We start from the raw sequence: 19,483 nt of genomic DNA on the forward strand, positions 1-19,483 counted from the left end.
TGTTATGCGAGGGTCTCGATGCGCCGCCGCGGGGATAAAGCCATTACCGTCAGAACTGATCCTCAAGCGGAAACGGCGTCGGCTCCCAAAGGTGCGCGATCTTAAAGGAGCGCACTGTTTCCGCCTCCCACTCATGTAAAAGCTGCGCGAGCCCCGTCCGGTTGTTCGCGACAAGACGCGCGCACAACTCCCGCAGCCGGTGGTAATTTGCTTTATCGTAGGCGTCCAAATGAGAATGATCTATTGACCAATAATCGATTTTTCTTTTACAGATCTCTTTGGCGGGTTCAAGATTACCTATTGCTATATCTATGATAATTTTACGACTCGGCCTTTCAAATAGATGATTCCAAAATGTATGTCCTGCAACGAATTTCAGGTAATCATCGAGTATTTTAATCGATCTCAAGTTTGGAAGCGCGACTTTCTCGACCTCTTCTATAAGTGAAAGTTGTACATCCGTGTCCGACATGCTCCAGATCCCCGGGTAAGGGGATCGCCGGTTGGTCAGGTCCCCTCCCCAACTCATGATGTGGTGCTGGTGAATCTGAAATAGATGGAGCACGGCCCACCGCGGGTGGAACCGCTCCTTGTAATAGCCGCGATCGATAAGGATTCCGCGAGCAAAGTGATGGATCGGCTTCAAGTAGAGCCAGCGGCCGACGAGTGCGAGATCGGGATGGCGTTCGAGCAGGGGCTGCACCATGGCCCTCGCCTCGGCTGCTGTCGTCATTAGTGCGGCCCCACTTCTGTGGCGATGATTTGCTGCGTGCCCGGTCAATAATGCTGGGCCGGCCTCGCCCGCGCTGCAGTCTCGAAGGAGCGGACCGCAGCGCGCAATCGCGTTGCGCTGAAGCCTGCGTCTCAGCCGGCAGAAGCCATCGCCATCAAAACAGCTCTTCGATGGGAAATGGCGTCGGTCTCCATAGATGCGCTATCTTCAAATTCCGAACCGATTCAGCCTCCCATTGGCGCAAAAGTTGCACAAGCCCGGCCCGGTCATCTAAGGCAAGGCGGGCACATAATTCCCGTAGGCGACGGTGCAAAGCCTTGTCCTGTTCATCGAACTGCGTATGTTCCGTGGACCAATATTCAATATTATCATCACGTATTTTTCGCGCATTCTCCAAATCTCCGATGGCAATATCATATATTATTCTGCAATGTGGCCACTCAAATAATTGATGATAGAATGTATTATTCCTAACTAAATTAATGTATTCATCAAGTGTTTTAATCTCTCGTAATATTGGTAGGGCCTGTTCCTCGACTGCCTCGATAAGAGAGAGTTGCACGTCGGGGTCGAAAGTTCTCCAGATTCCGGGAAGAGAAGAGCGTCGATTGACAAGCCAACTCCCCCAGCTCAGGGTAAAGGAGGTGCGCAACTCAAAAAGATGGATCACCGCCCACTGCGGATTAAAGCGCTCTTTGTAAGCTGTGCGATCAATTAAGACCGCACGTGCAAAATGCTGCACCGGCTTTAAATAAAGCCAGCGCCCAACAAGCGCGAGATCCGGATTTCGATCAAGCAACGGCCGCACTATGGCCTTCACTTCTGCTGCCGTCGTCATCAGTGCGGCCTCACTTCAGTGACGATGATTTGCTGTGTACCCGGCCAATAATGCTGGACCGTGCTTGCCAGTTCGACAGCGCGGGCTGGCGAGAGACCGCTCTTGCCAGTCTTGATGTCGTAGACGCACACGGTGCCATTCCCCGGATTTTCGAGCACGTCAACTCGCTTCGAATTTTCGCTACCATAGGTTGTGTAATTAGATTTTGTCAACGATACTTCGGCCCGGAAATCTGGATCCTTCGGATACTCGGGATCCGGTCCGTTGACCGATCTTTCGATCCATTTGTGCACCGCCGTACCGTATTGTGCCGCAGAGGTGTACATATCACGGCTGACGCTCCCGACGGCCTCGTCGGTTATGCTCTGCACTTCCGTGTGGCGGGGACAAGCCTTGTCCACTTTATCCTTGGTCAAGGACCCGACCCAGATGGCATTATTCTGCGCCTTCGCTCCCGGAACATAAGCGTCAGAGCGAAATGCAAAGACCGCGGTCTCATTGGCCGAGTTCCGGCTCGACATCATATTGTAGAGGGCAACGGCCCCGGCGATGACCGTTATCGCTGCCCCGACCGGGTTGAGTAAGGGCACCGGCGGCACGTAAAGCGCCAGTTGCACCGTCGCCTCGGGCTCCAGTCCGTTGTCGGTCCAGACCGTGCTGCTGATGACGTTGTGGTTGGTATCAAAGACAGTTTGCGAAAGCCCTGAGGTCTGGAACGTCGTGAAGGTGCCATCGGGCATTTGCACCGTGTGGCGCTCGTCCCAATCAGTGGAGTCGGTCGGAGCGGAGAATTCGGAGTGGATCGCAGTCTTGTCGTCGCGATTGACGACGGTCTGCCGGGACAGCGAGCCGTCGGCGCGACGGATGGTTTCCACCGCCTTCCAGGGCTGCTCCCCGGCTTCATCGCGCATGGTGTCTCGCGCAGAGCGATCGCTCCCAATGCGGCCGCTGCGTCCGCCGGCGCTGACAAAAGAGCCAGCAGCGCCGCCTTCGTCGGTCCACTGGCCGCCGTCGGGATGGCCGGCGGGGACGCGCAACTGTGCGGGATTGAACTTCCGCCGAACCATCTCATATCGGGCCAAGGCGAGCTGAAGCTGCTGAAAGGCCAGGTTCGATTCAATCCGGCGCATCTTGATCCGGCGCTGTTCGGTGGGTGGAAGGGGCTGCAGGAGCCGCAGGGCCCGTTCGCCGGAGGCGATCGACCGGGTGAGGAGCTGGATGTCGTTTGCGGGTGTCGAGGAGGGAAACATGGGGCGCGCTCGATGGATTTAGGTAATTAATCCTATATCGCGTCCGCGCCGATTGCAAGATTAAATTCCTATATAAGTGCAGGGTCCCATAGCGCGCCGCCCAAACATCCTCGGCCGCGACGGCGCAGCATCACGCGTGGCGGGAGCGTGTCGGATCGAAACCGGGACAAAGAAGAGAGGTTTTTCAGCCAGCCTTGATGTAGTGGCTCACCACATCCACCACATGCTTGCGCCTGATCTCCCGCTCCTTTGGCGTCGCGAGGTTGCGGCCGAAGGCGGTGGACAAAGTGGGGGTGTTGGAGAAGTAGAAATAGCTGACCGCGGAAATGGTCATGTAGAGGTGCAGCGGGTCGATGCCCGGCCGCACCGTGCCGTCCTTCTCGCCATGGGCGAGGATGGTTTTGAGCCGCTCAATAAGAGAAATCTGCATCTCCCGCAGCCGCGTGGAGCGGCGCAGATATTCCCCGCCCAGCATGTTCTCGCCGTTCAGAAGCGTGATGAGGTGGGGGTGGGCGGCGGGATAGTCGAACTTGAACTCCACGAGCCGCGTGATGGCGTCCAGCGGCGGCAGGTCTTCCAGTTCCAGCCCGGCCTCGGCAATGCGCATGTCGGTATAGACGCGCTCGAGGACCGCCACATAAAGGTCCTCCTTGCTGCCGAAATAATAATAGATCATGCGCTTGTTGGCGCCGGCCTCCTCGGCCACGAGGTCGACGCGCGCCCCCGCGAGCCCCTTGCGGGCGAATTCGGCCTCCGCCGCTTCCAGGATCTTCAGCCGCGTCTTGTCGGCATCCCGCGTCGCCACTTCCCTGGCGGGAGCGGCGGCGGTCTTGGTGCGGGTCGCCTTGCGGGGGCTGAGGGTGGGGGCGGTCATGGGACTTCCAAAAACGCCCCGCTTGCGCCGGTCAGGCGCTGAGTCGGGGCCGCGCTGCGCGATCCGGACGTTGCGACACCTTCAGCCGCTGTTCAAGCCCGATTGAGCCGGGGCGGAACAGGCTGGCATCCATGAGGCGCAAGTCCGGGGCGATATCCGGCCTGAGTTCCATCTGGGCGAGCACGTCGCGGTCGAGATCGATGCCGGGGGCGATCTCGATCAGCTCCAGCCGGCCCGCCCCGTTGCGGCGGAACACGGCGCGCTCGGTGACGTAGAGCGCCTCCTGGCCGATCTTCGCGGCATAGAGGCCGCTATAGGTGAGCTGCTGGAGGGTCTCGACGAACTTCTTGTCCCGTCCCTCGCGGGCGATCACGGCCTTGCCGTCCGGCCAGGCGATGTCCAGGGCGCCGGAGGTGAAGGTGCCGGAGAACACCACCTTCTTGGCGTTCTGCGAGATGTTGATGAAGCCGCCGGGGCCGATGATGCGGTCCGAGAAGCGCGAGACGTTGACCGAGCCGGTGGCGTCCACCTCGGCGAAGGAGAGGAAGGCCACGTCCAGCCCGCCGCCATCATAGAAATCGAACTGGTAGGGCTGGTCGATCATGGCGTGGAAGTTGCGGCTCGCGCCCACCTCGTTGCCCGAGGCCGGTGCGCCGCCGATGAGGCCTTGCTCGTTGGTGAGCGTGATGGCGTCGAGGCAGCCTTCCTCCGCCGCCACGGTGGCGATGCCGGTGGAGATGCCCGAGCCGAGATTGCACACCGCGCCTTCATACAGCTCCAGCGCTGCGCGCCGGGCGATGACCTTGCGCGGGTCGAAGGGCAGGGGGGCGATGGCGGACAGCGGGATCTTCAGTTCGCCCGCATAGGCCGGGTTGTAGTCGGACACATAGGTCTGGGTCTGGGCGGGGTCCACCACCACGAGATCCACGAGGATGCCGGGGATCTTCACCTGCTTGGGGTTCAGGGTGCCGCGCTTGGCGAGCCGCTTCACCTGGACGATGACGGTGCCGCCGATGCGCTTGGTGGCCTGGGCCATGGAGATCATCTCGCCGAAGATGGCCTCCTGCTCCATGGTGACGTTGCCGTCCTCGTCCGCCGTGGTGCCGCGCAGGAAGGCCACATTGGGCACGAAGGGCTTGTAGAAGAGCCATTCCCGGCCGGCCAGCTCCACCACTTCCACAAGGTCTTCCGTGGCGCTCGGGCTCTGCCGCCCGCCGCCGAGGCGCGGGTCGATGAAAGTGTTCAGCCCCACATGGGTGACGAGGCCGGGGCGGCCGGAGGCCATCTCGCGGGTGAGCTGGGAGAGGGCGCCCTGGGGCAGGGTATAGGCCTCGACGCGGTCCTCCAGCGCCATCTTTTCCACCGGCGGGGAATCCACCAGCGTGCCGCACACCACGCGCTTCAGGAGGCCGTCATGGGCGAGGTGGCCGACGCCGCGGGTCTTGCGGTCGCCGAGGCCCACGGGGTGGACGGTGGTGATGTTGCGGGGCGCGCCTTCTTTGAGGAAGCGCTCGGCCACCGCGGCGATGAGGGTGTCGGGCACCGCATGGCCGCCGCCGGACCCGCCGATGAGGATCGTGTCGCCCGACTGCACCACCCGCGCCGCGTCCTCGGCGCTCACCACCCGCATCGCCATCTCGATCCTCCCGGTTCGGGCCTTCTGAAGGGCCCGCGGACGCCGCTGCGGAAGCTTGCCTCGCGCTGCGTGCCTTGTGTAACTCACTAGTTAGTTATATAACTTGCGCCATCGATCCGTCAAATCGTCCGGCCCCACCGGACGCGCTGTCATCGTGCGCCCCGCATCCAGAACCCCGAGCGCCCCATGAGCAATTTCGACCACGAAGAAGTCCTCTCCGTCCACCACTGGACCGACACCCTTTTCAGCTTCCGCACCACCCGCAGCCAGAGCCTCAGGTTCATCAACGGCCAGTTCACCATGATCGGCCTGGAAGTGGACGGGCGCCCGCTGCTGCGCGCCTATTCCATGGTGTCACCGAACTATGACGAACAGCTCGAATTCTTCTCCATCAAGGTCCAGGACGGCCCGCTCACCTCGCGCCTCCAGCATTTGAAGGTGGGCGACCGCATCCTCGTGGGGCGCAAGCCCACGGGCACGCTGATCCACGACAATCTGCTGCCGGGCCGGCACCTTTACCTCCTCGGCACCGGCACGGGCCTTGCGCCCTTCATGAGCATCATCCGCGATCCCGAAACCTATGAGCGGTTCGAGAAGGTGGTGCTGGTGCATGGCTGCCGCACGGTGGGGGAACTAGCCTATGGCGACCTCATCACGCGCGCGCTGCCGGAGGACGAATTCCTCGGTGAGGCGGTCAAGGAAAAGCTCGTCTACTATCCGACCGTGACGCGCGAGCCCTTCCGCAACACCGGTCGCATCACCGACCTCATGCTCTCCGAAAAGCTCTATTCCGACGTGGGCCTTGCGCCGCTCGCTATGGACGCCGACCGGGTGATGATGTGCGGCAGTCCGGCCATGATCCAGGATATCCGCGCGTTGCTGGATGAGCGGGGCTTTGCCGAGGGCAGCATGTCCGAGCCGGGGCATTATGTGATCGAGAAGGCGTTCGTGGAGAAGTAGCTCGGGGAAAACTCCCTCCCTCCTTGCGGGGGAGGGTCGGGGAGGGGGGTATGGTGCCGCTTGGCGCGTCATGCGTCGCGCGAGTGGAAAGTGTTTCACCCCCCCAACCCTCCCCCGCAAGGGGGGAGGGCAAAATCCGAGGGGTTCGTTCAAGCTAAGCCGCCACCCCATGCGCCGCGAACACCGGCCGCGCCCGCGCCGCCGCAAGATCTGGATCCCGCAGCAGCCCGGCGGCATCCGCCAGCCGGAATAGGTCCGCCAGATGCAGCGTGGAGCGGGCGCTTTCCTGGCCGCCCACCATGGTGAAATGGTCCTGGTGGCCGTTCAGGTACGCCATGAAGACGATGCCCGTCTTGTAGAAGCGCGTGGGCGCCTGGAAGATGTGGCGCGAGAGCGGCACGGTGGGCGCGAGGATGCGGTGGAACGCACTTTCATCGCCCTTCGCCAGCGCGGTGAGCGCGGCAGAGGCCGCCGGCGCGATGGCGTCGAAGATGCCGAGCAGCGCGTCCGAATAGCCCTGGTCGTCGCCGGCGATCAGCTCCGCATAATTGAAGTCGTCGCCCGTATACATGCGCACGCCTTTGCCGAGCCGGCGGCGCATGGCGATCTCGAAATCCTTGTCCAGCAGCGAGACCTTCACGCCGTCCACCTTGGCGGCGTTGCGGTTGATCACGTCGATGGCGGTGTCGAGGGCGGCGCCAAGGTCGCGCGTGCCCCAATAGCCGGCGAGCGCGGGGTCGAACATATCGCCCAGCCAGTGGATGATCACCGGCTCCCTCACCTGGGAGAGCACGCGGTCATAGACCCGGCCGTAATCCTCCGGGCTCTTCGCCACGCGGGCGAGCGCGCGCGACGCCATGAGGATGATCTTGCCGTCCACCTTCTCGATGGCCTCGATCTGCTCCTCATAGGCGCGGATCACGTCGTCCAGCGAGCGGGCGGCCTCGGGGGCGAGATGGTCCGTGCCGGCCCCGGAATAGACGCCCGCGCCCCGCGCCTTGGCGGCGGCGACCGAGCGGCGGATCAATTCCAGCGAGGTGGGCCAGTCAACGCCCATGCCGCGCTGGGCGGTGTCCATGGCCTCGGCCACCGAGAGGCCGAGGTCCCACAGGTGCTCGCGATAGGCGATGGTGCGGTCCCAGTCGATGGCGGTGTCGACCCAGGGATTTTGCGCGCGCAGCGGGTCCGCAACAATGTGCGCGGCGCCAAAGGCGATGCGGTTGAACGGGCCGGCCTTCCGCGTGGGGAAGGGCGAGGGATCGCGGGTGCGATAGGTCTCGATGCTGCCGGAGGCGGTGGGCAGATGGAGCGTGGGCATCAGTCAAACCATTCGTCGTGAGGATCGAACGCAGGGATCGGGATGTTCAGGATGCGCATGCGGCCGATGGCGCGGTGGCGGCATCCCGGCTTGATGAAGATGGAGGTCAGAGGCGACACGGGCACCCGCTCGCCATCCAGCTCCATCTCTCCCTCACCCTCCAATATGACGTAAATCTCGGTCATGTGCTTGTGGTAGTGGACCTGCGCATCCTCGGTGATGTCCGTGAGGTGCACTGTGGCCAGCTTGTTGTCGTCCGTGCCGAAGGCGCGGCGGGCAAAGCCGCAGGGGCAGGGCACCGCCGGCACCTCGTCCAGGCGCGCGATCATGTAATTGGGCGGTTGGCTCATCTGTCTTCCCCGGCAAAAGCGGGCTCGCGCGTCTTGAGCGGTGCAAGGCGCCCCCAGTCCGGCAGCACGGCGGAGGCGAAGCCCGGCACGGCGAGGGTGGCGATGTGGAAGGCGCCGTCCTTCACGTCGAGCCGCACGTCGCCATCCGAGCGCTCATAGAATTCGGGATGGGCAGCGAGAAAGGCGTCCGCCTCCGGCGCGCCGGAAAAGCCGTCGGCATAATGGTGGCCGTTGCGCTCGGCATGGGTTAGGCCGAGGAAGGCGACCAGCGCCGTATCCTGCTGCACGGCGAGGCCCGCCTGGCAGGTGAGATCCTCGGCGGTGAGGAACCCGCCATTGGCCTGGGCGCGCGCGCCATTGACGAGGGACTTGTAGAGCCCCTTGCAGGATTTGGAGGAGACGCCCGCATAGCCGAGCGCGCGCGCCGCCGCGAAGGCGCCATAGCCGTCGTCCGCCTCGTCGATTATGACGTCAAAGGGGATGGCGGCCAGCGGCTCGTCGAAGGTCTTCTCGCGGGGCAGAGGCTGCTCCAGATAGAGCAGGCGGTCCCTGATGGGGGCGAGGTCCGGGTCGCGGGCGATGAGGTCCGCAAGGGCGGTCAGCGCGGCCGCGTCGGCATATTGCTCGTTGGCGTCCAGCGTCACCCGGCTGTCCGCCGGCAGGCGCGCAGCGATGGCGGCGAGGCGTTGCCGGTCCGCATCGAGGGTGCCGGAGAGTTTCAGCTTGAAGAAGCCCACCTTCTCGCGCTCGCCCAAAGCCGCGATGCCCTCGGGGCCGTCCAGCGGGTCCATCATGCCCACGGTGTGGCGCAGCGCGACGCGCCCGGCCGGACGGCGGGAGGAGAGGAAGGCCGAGACGGCGGCGTCGGAGATATCAGGCGCCAATCGCGCGTCGAGCCCCATCACATTGGCCGAAAAGCCCTCGAAGACATTGAGCCCCAGCGCGCGCAGGAGCGCGTCGAGAATGGCCTTGTCCATCTCCGCCGGGCCGAAGGCGGCGGCGAGTGCGGGAAGGCCGGCATCCGCGCAGCGCGCCATGTGGGCGGAATAGCACGCGGCGCTGAGGCCGAAGGCGGTGTCGCGGCCGGCGGCGAGATAAAGCTCACGCGCGCTGTCGAGTGCGGCGCGCAGTTCGTCCACCGTGTCCTCTACGGAGAGATGGGGCCGCTTGTCGAACCATTTGGGCACCATCAGCTCGGCCGTGCCGCCCATGGCGCGGCGGCCGTCTTCCAGCTCCACCTCCACCCGCACGAAGGCCTGGGAAGCGCCTTCAACAGTGACGGCGCCGAAGCGGAACGGCGTGCGGAACTCCACCCGGCGCTCGAACAGCGCGATGTCGCGCACCGCGAGGCGGGGGGCGTCCATCAGTCGAGGCCGCCATGGGCGTAGAAATGGTGGCGGATCTTCTGGGTCAGCGCCACGAAGCGCGGGTCCGCCATCACGTCGAGGGTGCGGGGGCGCTCCAGCTCCACGTCATACACGGCCGCGATGGTGCCGGGGCGCTCGCTCATCACCATCACCCGGTCGGCCAGGAACACCGCCTCGGGAATGGAATGGGTGATGAACAGCACCGTCTTGCCCGTGGCGCGCTGAATGCGCTGGAGTTCCACGTTCATCTTCTCGCGCGTCATGGCATCGAGCGCGCCGAAGGGCTCGTCCATGAGCACGATCTTGGGGTCGTGGACCAAAGCGCGGCAGATGGAGGCGCGCTGCTGCATGCCGCCGGAAAGCTGCCAGGGATATTTGCGGGCGAAGTCCTTCAGGCCGGCCATCTCCAGAAGCTCGTGGGCGCGCTTGCCGTAGACGTCCTTGTCGAGGCCCTTCACCTCCACCGGCATCATCACGTTGGAGAACACGCTGCGCCAGGGGAGTAGCAAGGGCTGCTGGAACACCACGCCCACCCCCGAATGGGGCTGGACGATCACCTTCCCCTGCACCCGGATCTCGCCCGTGGAGGGCGGCAGGAGGCCAGCCACCATCTTCAGCAAGGTGGACTTGCCGCAGCCGGATGGCCCCACCACCACGAGGAACTCGCCCTCATTGATGGTGAAGTCGATGGGCTTCAGCGAGGGCACGTCGCCGTCGCGGGTGCGGTAGGTCTTGGAGACCCCCTTCATCTCGATGATCGGGCGTGTGCTCTGTGGCATGTGGGCTTCGCTGACAAGCCGCAATTGGGTTCGGGCCATTTCAGGACATCCTCGAAGAACGGTCCGGTTTCACGGGGCTCAGGCCGCGACCACGAAGTCGTGCCTTTGGCTCGCATGCCAGGGAATGGCGACGCGCTCGATCACGTCCACCAGCCAGAACAGGATGACGCCGATGAGCGACAGCACCACCAGGGCCGCGAACATCATGGGCAGTTCGAAATTGCCGATGGAGCGCTGGAGCACGAAGCCGATGCCGGAGTTCGAGCCCACGAACTCGCCCACCACCGCACCCACCACAGCCAGCGTCACCGACACCTTCAGGCCGGCGAAGATGGCGGGGGTGGCGAAGGGCAGGCTCACCATCCGGAAAGTCTGGAACCGTTTCGCCTCCATGGCGCGGGCGAGGTCGAGGAGGTCAGGGTCCACGGACTTGAAGCCCTGCACGGCGGAAACCACCACCGGGAAGAAGCCCAGGAGGAAGGCCGAGATCACCTTCGGAAAGATGCCGAAGCCGAACCACACCACGAACAAAGGCGCGATGGCGATCTTCGGGATGGACTGAGAGAAGACGAGGAGGGGATAGACATAGCTCTCCACCGTCTTGGACGAGGCGATGAGCATGGCGACGGGGATGCCGAAGGCGGCGGAGAGCAGGAAGCCCGCAATCGTCGCCCCCGTGGTCGGCATGGCCTCGCGCAGCAGCAGGGGCCATTCCTTGTAGAGGGTGATCACCACGTCCACAGGCGAGGGGACCTGATAGGGCGGGATGTTGAAGACCCGGATCGCTAGGTCCCACACCACGATCAATGCAATGAGGAACAGGACCGGACGAATCCAGGGGCCCTGCAGAATCTCGCCGACCGAAAGGCGGCTTTTCGCTTGCGCCATGGCGCTCCTCCCTGGAGCTATGCAGTCTGTATTTTTATTAACTCGATAGTTAATAGAAGCGCGTCCGGGGCGTCAAGCGCGCACCCGCGGTTTCAGACTGCGAGCGCTGCGCCACGCCTGGTGCGCGACCTCACGGCCGGGTGAAGACTTGAGCGGAACCGTTATGGTGAACGGGTCGTTTCTGCCGAGAGAGACAAGGACCGGGGAAGAATGACAAAGGCGCAGGCGGTGCCCGAATTGGCGGGGCGGTCGAAGGCCATCCTCGTCGTCGAGGATGAGGCGCTCGTGCGACTCGTCATCTGCGAGGCGTTGCGCGAGCAGGGGTTCACCGTGGTCGAAGCGGCCAGTGCGGAGGAGGCGGAGGCGGTGCTCGCCTCGGGCCTCGCCGTGGATCTCGTGTTCACCGACGTGCATATGCCGGGCACGTTCGATGGCCTGGAACTGGCCCGGCGCCTCAGGCTGCGGCGTCCCGACCTGCCCGTCCTCGTCACGTCCGGCCGCCTGGACCAGGCCGGCGCGAACGGGGCGACGGGCTTCCTGCGGAAACCCTATCTGCCCGCGGACGCCCTCGCCTTGATCTTTTCCCTCATCCGGAAGGAGGCAATGGAATGACATCGGAACAGCCGCGTCCCGAACCGCGCCCCTGCGTCCTTCTTCTGGACGCCGACGTGGTGGTGCGCCACGTGCTCGCCGAATATCTGCGCGCCTGCGGCTATCAGGTGGTGGAGGCCGTCTCCTCCGACGAGGCCCTGGCGATCCTCACCCATGGCGAGCCGCGCGTGGACACCCTGCTGGCCGATGTGACCGCGCCGGGCGCCACCATGGGCTTCGCGCTGGCGCGGCATGTGCGGGAGTTCTTTCCTTCTGTCGACGTTATCCTCGCGGGCACGCCGGCCCGGGCGGTGGACGAGGCGGCGGACCTCTGCGAGGAGGGGCCGACCCTGGCGCGCCCCTACGATCCGCAGCTTGCGTTGAACGAGATCCGGCGGCTGATGGCGGCACGGCAGAGCGCGCGCCTGCCGGAGACCTGACGGCTCACTTGAAGGCGTAGCGCAGGCCGATGCGGAACTGCTGCTCATCGATCTTGGAAAGCGTCAGCGCCCAGGCCGGCGACGGGGTGCTGAAGGCCGGCGCGCCCAGGTTGAGGTAGCGATAGCCCATATTCAGGGTGATATCAGGCGTCAGCGCCCAGCCGACGCCCGCCATGAGGGCCCAGGCAGGCTGCCAGTCGTCGCGGTCGAGCCCGGAAATAAGGCCCACGGGGGCGCGGGTCGAAAGCGAGATGAAGCCCATGCCGAGGCCAGCGCCCACATAGGGCGTGACCTTGCCCCAGGTGGCGAGATCCCAATAGACGTTCGCGAGGTAGGCGGCCTCATGCACCCTGTTGTGGCTGATATAATCGGCTGTGACGTCGAGGCGAAGCTGGGGCAGGACGCGATAGCCGATGCCGCCGCCCACGGTCCAGCCGCCGCCCCCGCTATAGGGCCGCGACGCGGGGCCGAATTTCGCCATTCCCTCGCTGACGCGCGAGCCGCCGCCATCGAGGCGCAGATACCAGCCCGACAGCGGCCCCTCATCCTCAATTTCCGGAACCTCAAGCGTGAAGTCACCGGCGCGGCCGGGGGCGGACACATCAGGATCGGCTGCGTGCGCGGGCGTGCGCAGAAGCAGCCCGGCGATCAGCGCGGAGGCAAGGAGGAGGGCCGGGCGGAAGCAATACGACATACGTGGCGTCCGTGCGCCGCGGGGGTGTCGCGGCTTCGGCAAGCTCGCATGGGACGCTTAAGCGCCGGTTAACCCTAATGGATTGGAAACGGAAAGCCTTTTGGGGACCGGCTATCTCGGGCACCTGCTTGCTCAGGCCTGCTCGAACGGGAAGATGCGCTTCCAGTCGCTCTTCATGCTGATCACCGTCCAGCCCCTCGAGCCCGCTTCCTTCATCAGATCGTTGGAGAAGGTGCCTACCCGCGTGTCCGGCAGGCCGCCTGCGGGGCCATAGGCATACTCGCGCTCCTTATCGTCGTGCAGAACCAGCATGCCGAGCCGTGCGCCACCACCGACCTGGGTGTATTCCAGCATCTGCCGGTCGCCCGTCGAATTGCCGAACGCCGCCTGGGGCCGGCGGCCGATGAGGAGGTGAATTCCTTCGGGCTTGCCCGCATTGTTGTCGTTCAGCAGGAGTCTGGGCTCCTTGGTGAGGAGCGGCCGCCCCTTCGCATCATAGCCGTAATGGGTGCCGCCCGCCGTGCCCACCACCTGCTCGGGCGGGGTGCCGTAGACATCTCCGGAGTAGACGCGCACGAAATCCTGGCCGCCGCCGGTCACGATATAGGTCCGGTAGCCATTGGTGCGCAGATACTGCATCAGTTCGAGCATCGGCTGGTAGACCAGCTCGGTATAGGGACGATCCCAGCGCGGGTGCCTCGCCTTCGCCAGCCACTCCTTCACCTCGGAGCCGAACTGCTCGACGCTCATGCCCGAGAGCGTCACGGCGAGGATCGTCTCCAGATCGCGCATGGACAGCTTGGCGATCGCCGCGCGGTTGCCGGAGAGCACGGTCTTGAACGGTTCGGCGCGCTTCAAGGCCGGCTTCTCCGCCGCCACAGCCGGGACGCGGTCCAGGCAGTAGACCACCTGGGTGTACATGGGGTGCTCCACCCACAGCGTGCCGTCCTGGTCGAACGTGGCGACGCGCGCTTCCGCCGGCACGAAGTTCGCGCTTGCCCGGTCCGTAGTGGCCTGCACGAACGAAAGGATCGCCCGCTTCGGCGCCCCGTCATTCCAGGCGGGAAGCGGGTCTGTCGTTGTCGTCTGCGCCAGCGCGGAGACGGGGCCAAACACGTGAGGAAACGCCGGGAGAAGCGCCAGGGCCGTAAGCAGGCTTCGGCGATTGAGGCCGGTGGCAGGAAAGGTCGGTTTCATCGTCGTTTCCTTTGCCTGGAAATGACGCCGTCAGCCGGCGGCGGGCTCCGGGCGCCCGCCGAGGAGCGCCCGTTTCGATCCCCGCTGCTCGGGCACCACTATTCACTCGGGTTGCGGTGTCCGTTCTTTTTCAGCTCGTCGAGAACCTGGGAGAGGTTGTAGCTCGCCGGATCCTGCATGGGCGGGAACTGCTGGTAGGTCTCCAACTCCTTCAGCCACAGCGCCTGGCCGATGGGCAGGATGTTCCAGTCATAGACGTAAGCGGTCACCGGGCCGCCGAGCGCGCCGCTCATGCCGAACATGGTTCCCTGATCAAAGCCGACGGCGGTCTCGAAGGGATCGCGCCGGATATTGTCCACTTGGGCCCATTTGTAGTTCTCCACCCCCTTCAGGCCGCAATTCGCGCAGGCGCCCGCCATGGAGAAGTAGATCTTCCAGTTCTTGTAGCGCACCGCCGAAGGCGTCGCGCCGGTATAGTAGAAGAAGGTGTCGCGCGCCGATGTCTCCGACTTGCCTTCGAGATAGTCGCGCTGGTCGACGCCATCGAGGGTGGTCTTCACGATGCCGGGATACTGGCCGGCCTCGATCTGCCGCTTCAGCCCGTCACCCTTCGGCCCGCCGGCGATGTCGACGAAGGTCGGCACCCAGTCGAGGGACGCGAAGATGTCGTTCTTGATCGTGCCGGGCCTGATGACGCCGGGCCAGCGGATCACCATGGGCGCGCGCATGCCGCCCTCCCAGGTGGTCAGCTTCCCGCCCTTGAAGGGGGTCGTGCCGCCATCGGGGAAGGTGATCACCTCGGCGCCGTTGTCGGTGGTGAAGACGACGATGGTGTTGTTGGTCTGCCCCATGTCCTCGATCTTCTGGAGGACGAGGCCGATATTGTCGTCCATCTGCTTCATGCCAGCTTCGTTGATGCCCCAGTCCTTCCCGCCAGGCTGACCCACCATGGCCATGTACTTGTCCGACAGCACCGTCGTGATGTGCATGCGCGCGGGGTTGTACCAGACGAAGAAGGGCTTGCTGGTGCGGCGCGGATCGTTGCGGTCGAGGAAGTCGATGACCTTGGCCGAAATCTCCTCGTCCACCGTCTTCGAGCGCTCCAGTGTCAGCGGGCCCTGGTCGCTGCACCGCTGGTTGGCCGCCGAGCCATCAGAGGAGGTGCAGGCGATGACCGGGCGCGGCGGCGTCAGGCAGATGGTGGTCCGGGGGTCCACGGCGCCGGGAACCTCCGCAAGGCCCGGGATGGGCGTGTTCCGGCACGGCGGGGCGATGGTCTGCTCGGTCGGGGTCCTGTTGATGTCGGGGAAGCTCACGCCCTGCATGGCATCGAGGTGGTAGAGGTAGCCCCAGAATTCCTGGAAACCATGGGCTGTGGGCAGAGCGTCGGTGTGGTCGCCCAGATGGTTCTTTCCGAACTCTCCCGTGTTGTATCCAAGATCCAGCAGGAATTTGGCGAGTGCCGGCGTGCCGGGCCGCAGATAGGAGGGGCTGCCCGGCAGTTGGGGCGGGATCATGCCGGTGCGCAGCGGATGCATGCCGGTGAAGAAGGCGTTGCGGCCGGCCGTGCAGCTCTGCTCGGCATAATAGGTCATGAAGATCGCGCCCTCCTGACCGATGCGGTCGATATTGGGCGTCTCTCCCACCATCAGGCCGCGATGATAGATGCTCGGCTGCATCCAGCCGATATCGTCGCCCATGATGAAGAGGATGTTGGGCTGGGAGGGCTGCTGCGCGGACGCCGGGCCCGGCAGGCCCATCAGGCATCCAATGGAAAGCCCCGCCGCCAGTGCGGCGTGCCATGTCCCGGAGCGGCTTGGGGTTGCCATGTTGCACCTCCTTTGGGGTGCCCCCTCAACCCCCGCCCTCATTCTTATTGGGTATGCCTAGTTCTTATTCGCCGTTTGCTTGTTGTCCCTGGATGAGATCTCAGGCCGCACAAAACTCATCCCAAAGAGCGGGTAACCGCAAATTGGAGATTCAATTCTTGGACTGTGCCTTGAGGTAATGTTCGCTGCCGAAATGATACGCTTCATCCCTTGAACTGAAAATGATGCGATCGGGCAATTTTTTAAGTTGCGGAAGCATGGTGTCAGCTCGCCAGCTTGCGCTCCTTCGCGAAGGGACTGAGGCCGAGCCAGGCCTGCATGTCGGCGGTGAGCATGCGATCACCGGTCAGCATCAGGCGCCGGCCCTTGATCGCGTTGTGGACGGTATCAAGGCCCATCCAGATCGCCGTCATGGTCCGAAGGTCAGTGGAGACGTAAAGATCGACGTCGAAGCCGGGATCGATCCCGCAGAGGTCGACGTCGGCGCCGGGAGCGACCACGAGCCACCAGGACCGCTGTGCCGCAGACAGTTCAGGATACTGGAACTTGATCACGCTGCGCCGTGCCGGCATGGGCGTGGGGTCCAGATTGCGGCGCATGTCCCACATGAGCAGGGACACGTCGAGGTGCTGAAGCGAAAGCTCGGTTTCGACCCAGCGCTGGCCCCAGATGCCGAACGCCTCCACCAGCGGCTTCAGTTCCTGGCCGGCGGCGGTCAGGCGATATTCGGACACCCCGGCTTCCGTGCGCGAGGGCGTGCGGGAAATGATGCCGGCGGCTTCGAGCTCCTTAAGCCGCTGGGATAAAAGCGCCGGCGACATCCGCGGCACGCCGCGCCGCAGATCGTTGAAACGGGCCGAGCCGGCAACGAGCTCGCGCAACAGAACCACGGTCCAGCGCGTGCACAGAATCTCCGCCGCCATCGCCACCGGGCAAAATTGCTTGTAGCTGCCCTGGGTCATTTCTTTCCCTGCGGAATAGAAAATGAGAGTAAGCTAATGGCTCGAAGGAGCCAAGTTCATTTTCTGTATTGGCGAGATTCAGTTCCTGAACTTGCCGCACCAACCCAGCCTTGGAATGCTTGTCGGCGGGAGTGAGTACTGCGGTACTACCCAGTCGGAGGAAGCAGATGGCAATTGAACCTATGGCAAAAATCGAACCGGCCCCCATTGATTGGGCGGCCCGCAGCGCGCGCCTTGCCGGGGAATTCGGCGTGGGGGCGGCCGATCACGATGCGAACGACAGCTTCGTGTTCGAGACCTATCAGAAGCTCAAGGACGAGGGCTTCTTCAAGGCCCTCGTTCCCGTGGAGTTCGGCGGCGGCGGCGCCACCGTCACGGAGGTCTGCCAGGCCATTCGCCGGCTTGGCGCGGGATGCGGCTCCACGGCGCTCGCCTTCTCGATGCATTCCCATTTGGTAGCCGTCGCCGCCTGGCGTTGGCGGAACCAGAAGGCGCCGACGGAAGGGCTCCTGAAGCGCGTGGTGGCGGAAGATCTCATCCTCGTCTCGAGCGGCGGATCGGACTGGCTCAAAAGCGCCGGCACGGCGGTGAAGAGCGAAGGCGGGTTTCTGGTCAATGCGCGGAAGATCTTCTCCAGCGGCAGCCCCGCGGGCGACCTTCTGGTGACGAGCGCGGTCTATGACGATCTCGATGCCGGGCCGACCGTGCTGCATTTCGCCGTTTCGCTCAAGGCGCCGGGCGTCACCATTCTGGATACATGGCACGCGCTGGGCATGCGCGGCACCGGCTCGCACGAGGTCCTGCTGAAGGACGTGTTCGTGCCGGAGGCGTCTATCTCCGGCCGGCGCCCCCAGGGCAAATGGCACATGCTGTTCCACATCATCAGCATGATCGCGTTCCCGCTCATCTACTCGGCCTATGTGGGGGTCGCAGACGGCGCGCGGGCGAAAGCTTTGGAGATCGCGCGCAAGAAGCCGGACGACGGCAATCTGGCCTATCTCTTGGGCGAGATGGAGAACGCCGCCGCCGCCACCGCCATGGCGTTCGACCACATGGTCCAATGCGCCGAAACGGGCACGCCCGGGCCGGAGATGACGAGCCGCGTCATGATCGGCCGCACCTTGGTGGGCAAGGCCGCGATCGAGACCGTGGAGCGCGCCATGGAAGTGGTGGGAGGCGCCGCCTTCTATCGCGACCTCGGGCTTGAACGCGCCTTCCGCGACGTTCAGGGCGCGCGGTTCCACCCGCTCCAGGAAATGCCGCAACTGCGCTACACCGGGCGCGTCACGCTGGGGCTGGACATCGACGGGTGAAGACAAGCGACCGGCCGTGAGGGATCACGGCCGGTCGCTGAACTTTTCTGGGCTTTGGCGCGAAGCGCAGGAGGTGGCCGGGTCAGGCCCTGCCACGCCCCTTTGGTGACATCACGCCGCCACGCGCTGGAGCGCGTCGATCACCTCGTCCACCACCGTCTCCACCAGCTCGCGGTCATCGCCTTCGCCCATGACGCGGATCACCGGCTCGGTGCCGGAAGGACGGATGAGGAGGCGGCCGTGATTGGCGAGGCGGCGCTCGGCATCCGCGATGGCCGTGATGACCGCCGCATTCTCCAGGGGCTGGCCGGACTGGTAGCGCACGTTCTTCAGGATTTGCGGCAGCGGCTCGAAGCGGTGGCAGACCTCGGACACCGGGCGCTTCTGGCGCGCCACCACCGCGAGCACCTGGAGCGCGGCGAGGAGGCCGTCGCCGGTGGTGGAATAGTCGGACAGGATGATGTGGCCCGACTGCTCGCCGCCCACATTGTAGCCGTCGCTGCGCATGCGCTCGAGCACATAGCGGTCGCCCACGGCGGTGCGGGACAGGGTGAGCCCCACGTCCTTCAGATGGCGCTCCAGGCCGAGATTGGACATGACGGTCGCAACGATGCCGTCGCGAGAGAGGCGGCCGTCTTCCTTGAAGCTCTCGGCCACCACGGCCATGATCTGGTCGCCGTCGATCACGTGGCCCTTCTCGTCCACGATGATGACGCGGTCCGCATCGCCGTCGAGGGCGATGCCGATGTCGGCGCGCACTTCGCGCACCTTGGCGGCGAGCGCCGCGGGGGAGGTGGAGCCCACGTCGCGGTTGATGTTGAGGCCGTCCGGCTCGGTGCCGATGGCCACCACGTCCGCCCCCAGCTCCCACAGCGCCTCCGGCGCCACGCGGTAGGCGGCGCCGTTGGCGCAGTCCACCACCACCCGCAGCCCGTCGAAGGACTGGTTCCGGGGCAGGGTGCGCTTGGCATATTCGATATAGCGCGCATGCACGCCTTCCAGGCGCCGGGCGCGGCCGATCTCGGCGGGCTTGGCGAGCTTCTTCGCCAGCTCCTGGTCGATCAGTTCCTCGATCTCGTGCTCGATGGCGTCGGAGAGCTTGAACCCGTCCGGGCCGAACAGCTTGATGCCGTTATCGTCGTAGGGGTTGTGGGAGGCGGAGATCATCACGCCGAGGTCGGCGCGCATGGAGCGGGTGAGCATGCCCACCGCCGGCGTCGGCATGGGGCCGAGCAGGAGCACGTCCATGCCCACGGAGGTGAAGCCGGCCACCAGGGCGGTCTCGATCATGTAGCCGGAGAGCCGGGTGTCCTTGCCGATCACCACCCGGTGGCGGTGCTCGCCGCGGCGGAACACAAGGCCGGCTGCCATGCCGACACGCAGCGCAAGATCGGCCGTGAGCGTGGCGTTCGCGCGGCCGCGCACGCCGTCCGTGCCGAAATACTTTCGCGACATTCTCTGCTT

Annotated in this window: 19 protein-coding genes; 4 read left to right on the forward strand and 15 right to left on the reverse strand. The window is 64.6% G+C overall.

The annotated features are described in order from the left end of the window. Positions 1 to 49: 49 nt before the first annotated feature. The 5 genes from ABLE91_RS27360 to ABLE91_RS27380 all read right to left on the reverse strand — a co-directional run bounded on the left by ABLE91_RS27360 (position 50) and on the right by ABLE91_RS27380 (position 5,331). Positions 50 to 706, reverse strand: a complete 657-nt coding sequence (locus ABLE91_RS27360; protein WP_348935714.1) for a hypothetical protein — start codon at positions 704 to 706, stop codon at positions 50 to 52. Between the two features lie 181 nt (positions 707 to 887). After that, positions 888 to 1,571, reverse strand: a complete 684-nt coding sequence (locus ABLE91_RS27365) for a hypothetical protein (protein WP_348935715.1) — start codon at positions 1,569 to 1,571, stop codon at positions 888 to 890. Beyond that, positions 1,571 to 2,821 (reverse strand): hypothetical protein, encoded by a 1,251-nt coding sequence (locus ABLE91_RS27370; protein ID WP_348935716.1) that lies wholly within the window; start codon positions 2,819 to 2,821, stop codon positions 1,571 to 1,573. The genes ABLE91_RS27365 and ABLE91_RS27370 overlap by 1 nt, the downstream gene beginning before the upstream one ends. Positions 2,822 to 3,005: 184 nt before the next feature. Beyond that, a complete protein-coding gene (locus ABLE91_RS27375; RefSeq protein WP_348935717.1) occupies positions 3,006 to 3,695 on the reverse strand; it encodes a TetR family transcriptional regulator in 690 nt (229 codons plus the stop codon). A 31-nt stretch (positions 3,696 to 3,726) separates the two neighbouring features. Then, positions 3,727 to 5,331, reverse strand: a complete 1,605-nt coding sequence (locus ABLE91_RS27380; protein ID WP_348935718.1) for an acyl CoA:acetate/3-ketoacid CoA transferase — start codon at positions 5,329 to 5,331, stop codon at positions 3,727 to 3,729. 186 nt (positions 5,332 to 5,517) lie between these two features. Here ABLE91_RS27380 and ABLE91_RS27385 point away from each other — a divergent pair, with 186 nt between their 5' ends. Continuing rightward, positions 5,518 to 6,291 carry a ferredoxin--NADP reductase gene (locus ABLE91_RS27385; RefSeq protein ID WP_348935719.1) on the forward strand — a complete coding sequence of 258 codons (774 nt, stop codon included), beginning with the start codon at positions 5,518 to 5,520 and terminating at the stop codon, positions 6,289 to 6,291. A gap of 154 nt (positions 6,292 to 6,445) precedes the next feature. Here ABLE91_RS27385 and ABLE91_RS27390 read toward each other — a convergent pair whose 3' ends face one another. From ABLE91_RS27390 to ABLE91_RS27410, 5 genes are all read right to left on the reverse strand, one after another. Further along, a complete protein-coding gene (locus ABLE91_RS27390) occupies positions 6,446 to 7,609 on the reverse strand; it encodes a dihydrodipicolinate synthase family protein (RefSeq protein WP_348935720.1) in 1,164 nt (387 codons plus the stop codon). Next, positions 7,609 to 7,959, reverse strand: a complete 351-nt coding sequence (locus ABLE91_RS27395; RefSeq protein ID WP_348935721.1) for a cupin domain-containing protein — start codon at positions 7,957 to 7,959, stop codon at positions 7,609 to 7,611. Before ABLE91_RS27395 ends, ABLE91_RS27390 begins: the two co-directional genes overlap by 1 nt. Continuing rightward, positions 7,956 to 9,323, reverse strand: a complete 1,368-nt coding sequence (locus tag ABLE91_RS27400; protein ID WP_348935722.1) for an enolase C-terminal domain-like protein — start codon at positions 9,321 to 9,323, stop codon at positions 7,956 to 7,958. Before ABLE91_RS27400 ends, ABLE91_RS27395 begins: the two co-directional genes overlap by 4 nt. Continuing rightward, a complete protein-coding gene (locus ABLE91_RS27405; RefSeq protein ID WP_348935723.1) occupies positions 9,323 to 10,105 on the reverse strand; it encodes an ABC transporter ATP-binding protein in 783 nt (260 codons plus the stop codon). The genes ABLE91_RS27400 and ABLE91_RS27405 overlap by 1 nt, the downstream gene beginning before the upstream one ends. Positions 10,106 to 10,183: 78 nt before the next feature. After that, on the reverse strand, positions 10,184 to 10,993 hold the full coding sequence (locus tag ABLE91_RS27410; protein ID WP_348935725.1) for an ABC transporter permease: 810 nt from the start codon (positions 10,991 to 10,993) through the stop codon (positions 10,184 to 10,186). A 210-nt stretch (positions 10,994 to 11,203) separates the two neighbouring features. On the opposite strand from ABLE91_RS27410, the gene ABLE91_RS27415 reads away from it, so the two are divergent. Continuing rightward, positions 11,204 to 11,605, forward strand: a complete 402-nt coding sequence (locus ABLE91_RS27415) for a response regulator (RefSeq protein WP_348935726.1) — start codon at positions 11,204 to 11,206, stop codon at positions 11,603 to 11,605. Continuing rightward, positions 11,602 to 12,024: a response regulator gene (locus ABLE91_RS27420; protein WP_348935727.1), complete on the forward strand. Its 423-nt coding sequence runs from the start codon at positions 11,602 to 11,604 to the stop codon at positions 12,022 to 12,024. Before ABLE91_RS27415 ends, ABLE91_RS27420 begins: the two co-directional genes overlap by 4 nt. Positions 12,025 to 12,028: 4 nt before the next feature. Here ABLE91_RS27420 and ABLE91_RS27425 read toward each other — a convergent pair whose 3' ends face one another. The 4 genes from ABLE91_RS27425 to ABLE91_RS27440 form a co-directional block, all read right to left on the reverse strand. Then, positions 12,029 to 12,718: an outer membrane protein gene (locus ABLE91_RS27425; RefSeq protein ID WP_348935728.1), complete on the reverse strand. Its 690-nt coding sequence runs from the start codon at positions 12,716 to 12,718 to the stop codon at positions 12,029 to 12,031. 132 nt (positions 12,719 to 12,850) lie between these two features. After that, a complete protein-coding gene (locus ABLE91_RS27430) occupies positions 12,851 to 13,915 on the reverse strand; it encodes an HAD family hydrolase (protein WP_348935729.1) in 1,065 nt (354 codons plus the stop codon). A gap of 98 nt (positions 13,916 to 14,013) precedes the next feature. Next, on the reverse strand, positions 14,014 to 15,675 hold the full coding sequence (locus ABLE91_RS27435) for an arylsulfatase (RefSeq protein WP_348935741.1): 1,662 nt from the start codon (positions 15,673 to 15,675) through the stop codon (positions 14,014 to 14,016). Between the two features lie 332 nt (positions 15,676 to 16,007). Beyond that, positions 16,008 to 16,706 (reverse strand): winged helix-turn-helix transcriptional regulator, encoded by a 699-nt coding sequence (locus tag ABLE91_RS27440; RefSeq protein ID WP_348935730.1) that lies wholly within the window; start codon positions 16,704 to 16,706, stop codon positions 16,008 to 16,010. A gap of 182 nt (positions 16,707 to 16,888) precedes the next feature. On the opposite strand from ABLE91_RS27440, the gene ABLE91_RS27445 reads away from it, so the two are divergent. Further along, positions 16,889 to 18,019 carry an acyl-CoA dehydrogenase family protein gene (locus ABLE91_RS27445; protein WP_348935731.1) on the forward strand — a complete coding sequence of 377 codons (1,131 nt, stop codon included), beginning with the start codon at positions 16,889 to 16,891 and terminating at the stop codon, positions 18,017 to 18,019. A 111-nt stretch (positions 18,020 to 18,130) separates the two neighbouring features. On the opposite strand, the gene glmM is transcribed toward ABLE91_RS27445, so the two are convergent. Further along, complete coding sequence (gene glmM, locus ABLE91_RS27450) at positions 18,131 to 19,474, reverse strand: phosphoglucosamine mutase (protein ID WP_348935732.1); 1,344 nt, start codon at positions 19,472 to 19,474, stop codon at positions 18,131 to 18,133. Positions 19,475 to 19,483: the final 9 nt, after the last annotated feature.

It is taken from the genome of Aquabacter albus (assembly GCF_040049275.1).
Lineage (GTDB): Bacteria > Pseudomonadota > Alphaproteobacteria > Rhizobiales > Xanthobacteraceae > Aquabacter.

What these genes read in the sequence shown, in the direction of transcription:
- ABLE91_RS27435 (WP_348935741.1), bottom strand. Translation starts at nt 15,675, where the DNA reads ATGGGCCTGCCGGGCCCGGCGTCCGCGCAGCAGCCCTCCCAGCCCAAC.
- ABLE91_RS27430 (WP_348935729.1), bottom strand. Translation starts at nt 13,915, where the DNA reads ATGAAACCGACCTTTCCTGCCACCGGCCTCAATCGCCGAAGCCTGCTT.
- ABLE91_RS27420 (WP_348935727.1), top strand. Translation starts at nt 11,602, where the DNA reads ATGACATCGGAACAGCCGCGTCCCGAACCGCGCCCCTGCGTCCTTCTT.
- ABLE91_RS27405 (WP_348935723.1), bottom strand. Translation starts at nt 10,105, where the DNA reads ATGCCACAGAGCACACGCCCGATCATCGAGATGAAGGGGGTCTCCAAG.
- ABLE91_RS27385 (WP_348935719.1), top strand. Translation starts at nt 5,518, where the DNA reads ATGAGCAATTTCGACCACGAAGAAGTCCTCTCCGTCCACCACTGGACC.
- ABLE91_RS27395 (WP_348935721.1), bottom strand. Translation starts at nt 7,959, where the DNA reads ATGAGCCAACCGCCCAATTACATGATCGCGCGCCTGGACGAGGTGCCG.
- ABLE91_RS27445 (WP_348935731.1), top strand. Translation starts at nt 16,889, where the DNA reads ATGGCAAAAATCGAACCGGCCCCCATTGATTGGGCGGCCCGCAGCGCG.
- ABLE91_RS27400 (WP_348935722.1), bottom strand. Translation starts at nt 9,323, where the DNA reads ATGGACGCCCCCCGCCTCGCGGTGCGCGACATCGCGCTGTTCGAGCGC.
- ABLE91_RS27410 (WP_348935725.1), bottom strand. Translation starts at nt 10,993, where the DNA reads ATGGCGCAAGCGAAAAGCCGCCTTTCGGTCGGCGAGATTCTGCAGGGC.
- ABLE91_RS27425 (WP_348935728.1), bottom strand. Translation starts at nt 12,718, where the DNA reads ATGTCGTATTGCTTCCGCCCGGCCCTCCTCCTTGCCTCCGCGCTGATC.
- ABLE91_RS27370 (WP_348935716.1), bottom strand. Translation starts at nt 2,821, where the DNA reads ATGTTTCCCTCCTCGACACCCGCAAACGACATCCAGCTCCTCACCCGG.
- ABLE91_RS27390 (WP_348935720.1), bottom strand. Translation starts at nt 7,609, where the DNA reads ATGCCCACGCTCCATCTGCCCACCGCCTCCGGCAGCATCGAGACCTAT.
- ABLE91_RS27360 (WP_348935714.1), bottom strand. Translation starts at nt 706, where the DNA reads ATGGTGCAGCCCCTGCTCGAACGCCATCCCGATCTCGCACTCGTCGGC.
- glmM (WP_348935732.1), bottom strand. Translation starts at nt 19,474, where the DNA reads ATGTCGCGAAAGTATTTCGGCACGGACGGCGTGCGCGGCCGCGCGAAC.
- ABLE91_RS27365 (WP_348935715.1), bottom strand. Translation starts at nt 1,571, where the DNA reads ATGACGACGGCAGCAGAAGTGAAGGCCATAGTGCGGCCGTTGCTTGAT.
- ABLE91_RS27415 (WP_348935726.1), top strand. Translation starts at nt 11,204, where the DNA reads ATGACAAAGGCGCAGGCGGTGCCCGAATTGGCGGGGCGGTCGAAGGCC.
- ABLE91_RS27375 (WP_348935717.1), bottom strand. Translation starts at nt 3,695, where the DNA reads ATGACCGCCCCCACCCTCAGCCCCCGCAAGGCGACCCGCACCAAGACC.
- ABLE91_RS27440 (WP_348935730.1), bottom strand. Translation starts at nt 16,706, where the DNA reads ATGACCCAGGGCAGCTACAAGCAATTTTGCCCGGTGGCGATGGCGGCG.
- ABLE91_RS27380 (WP_348935718.1), bottom strand. Translation starts at nt 5,331, where the DNA reads ATGGCGATGCGGGTGGTGAGCGCCGAGGACGCGGCGCGGGTGGTGCAG.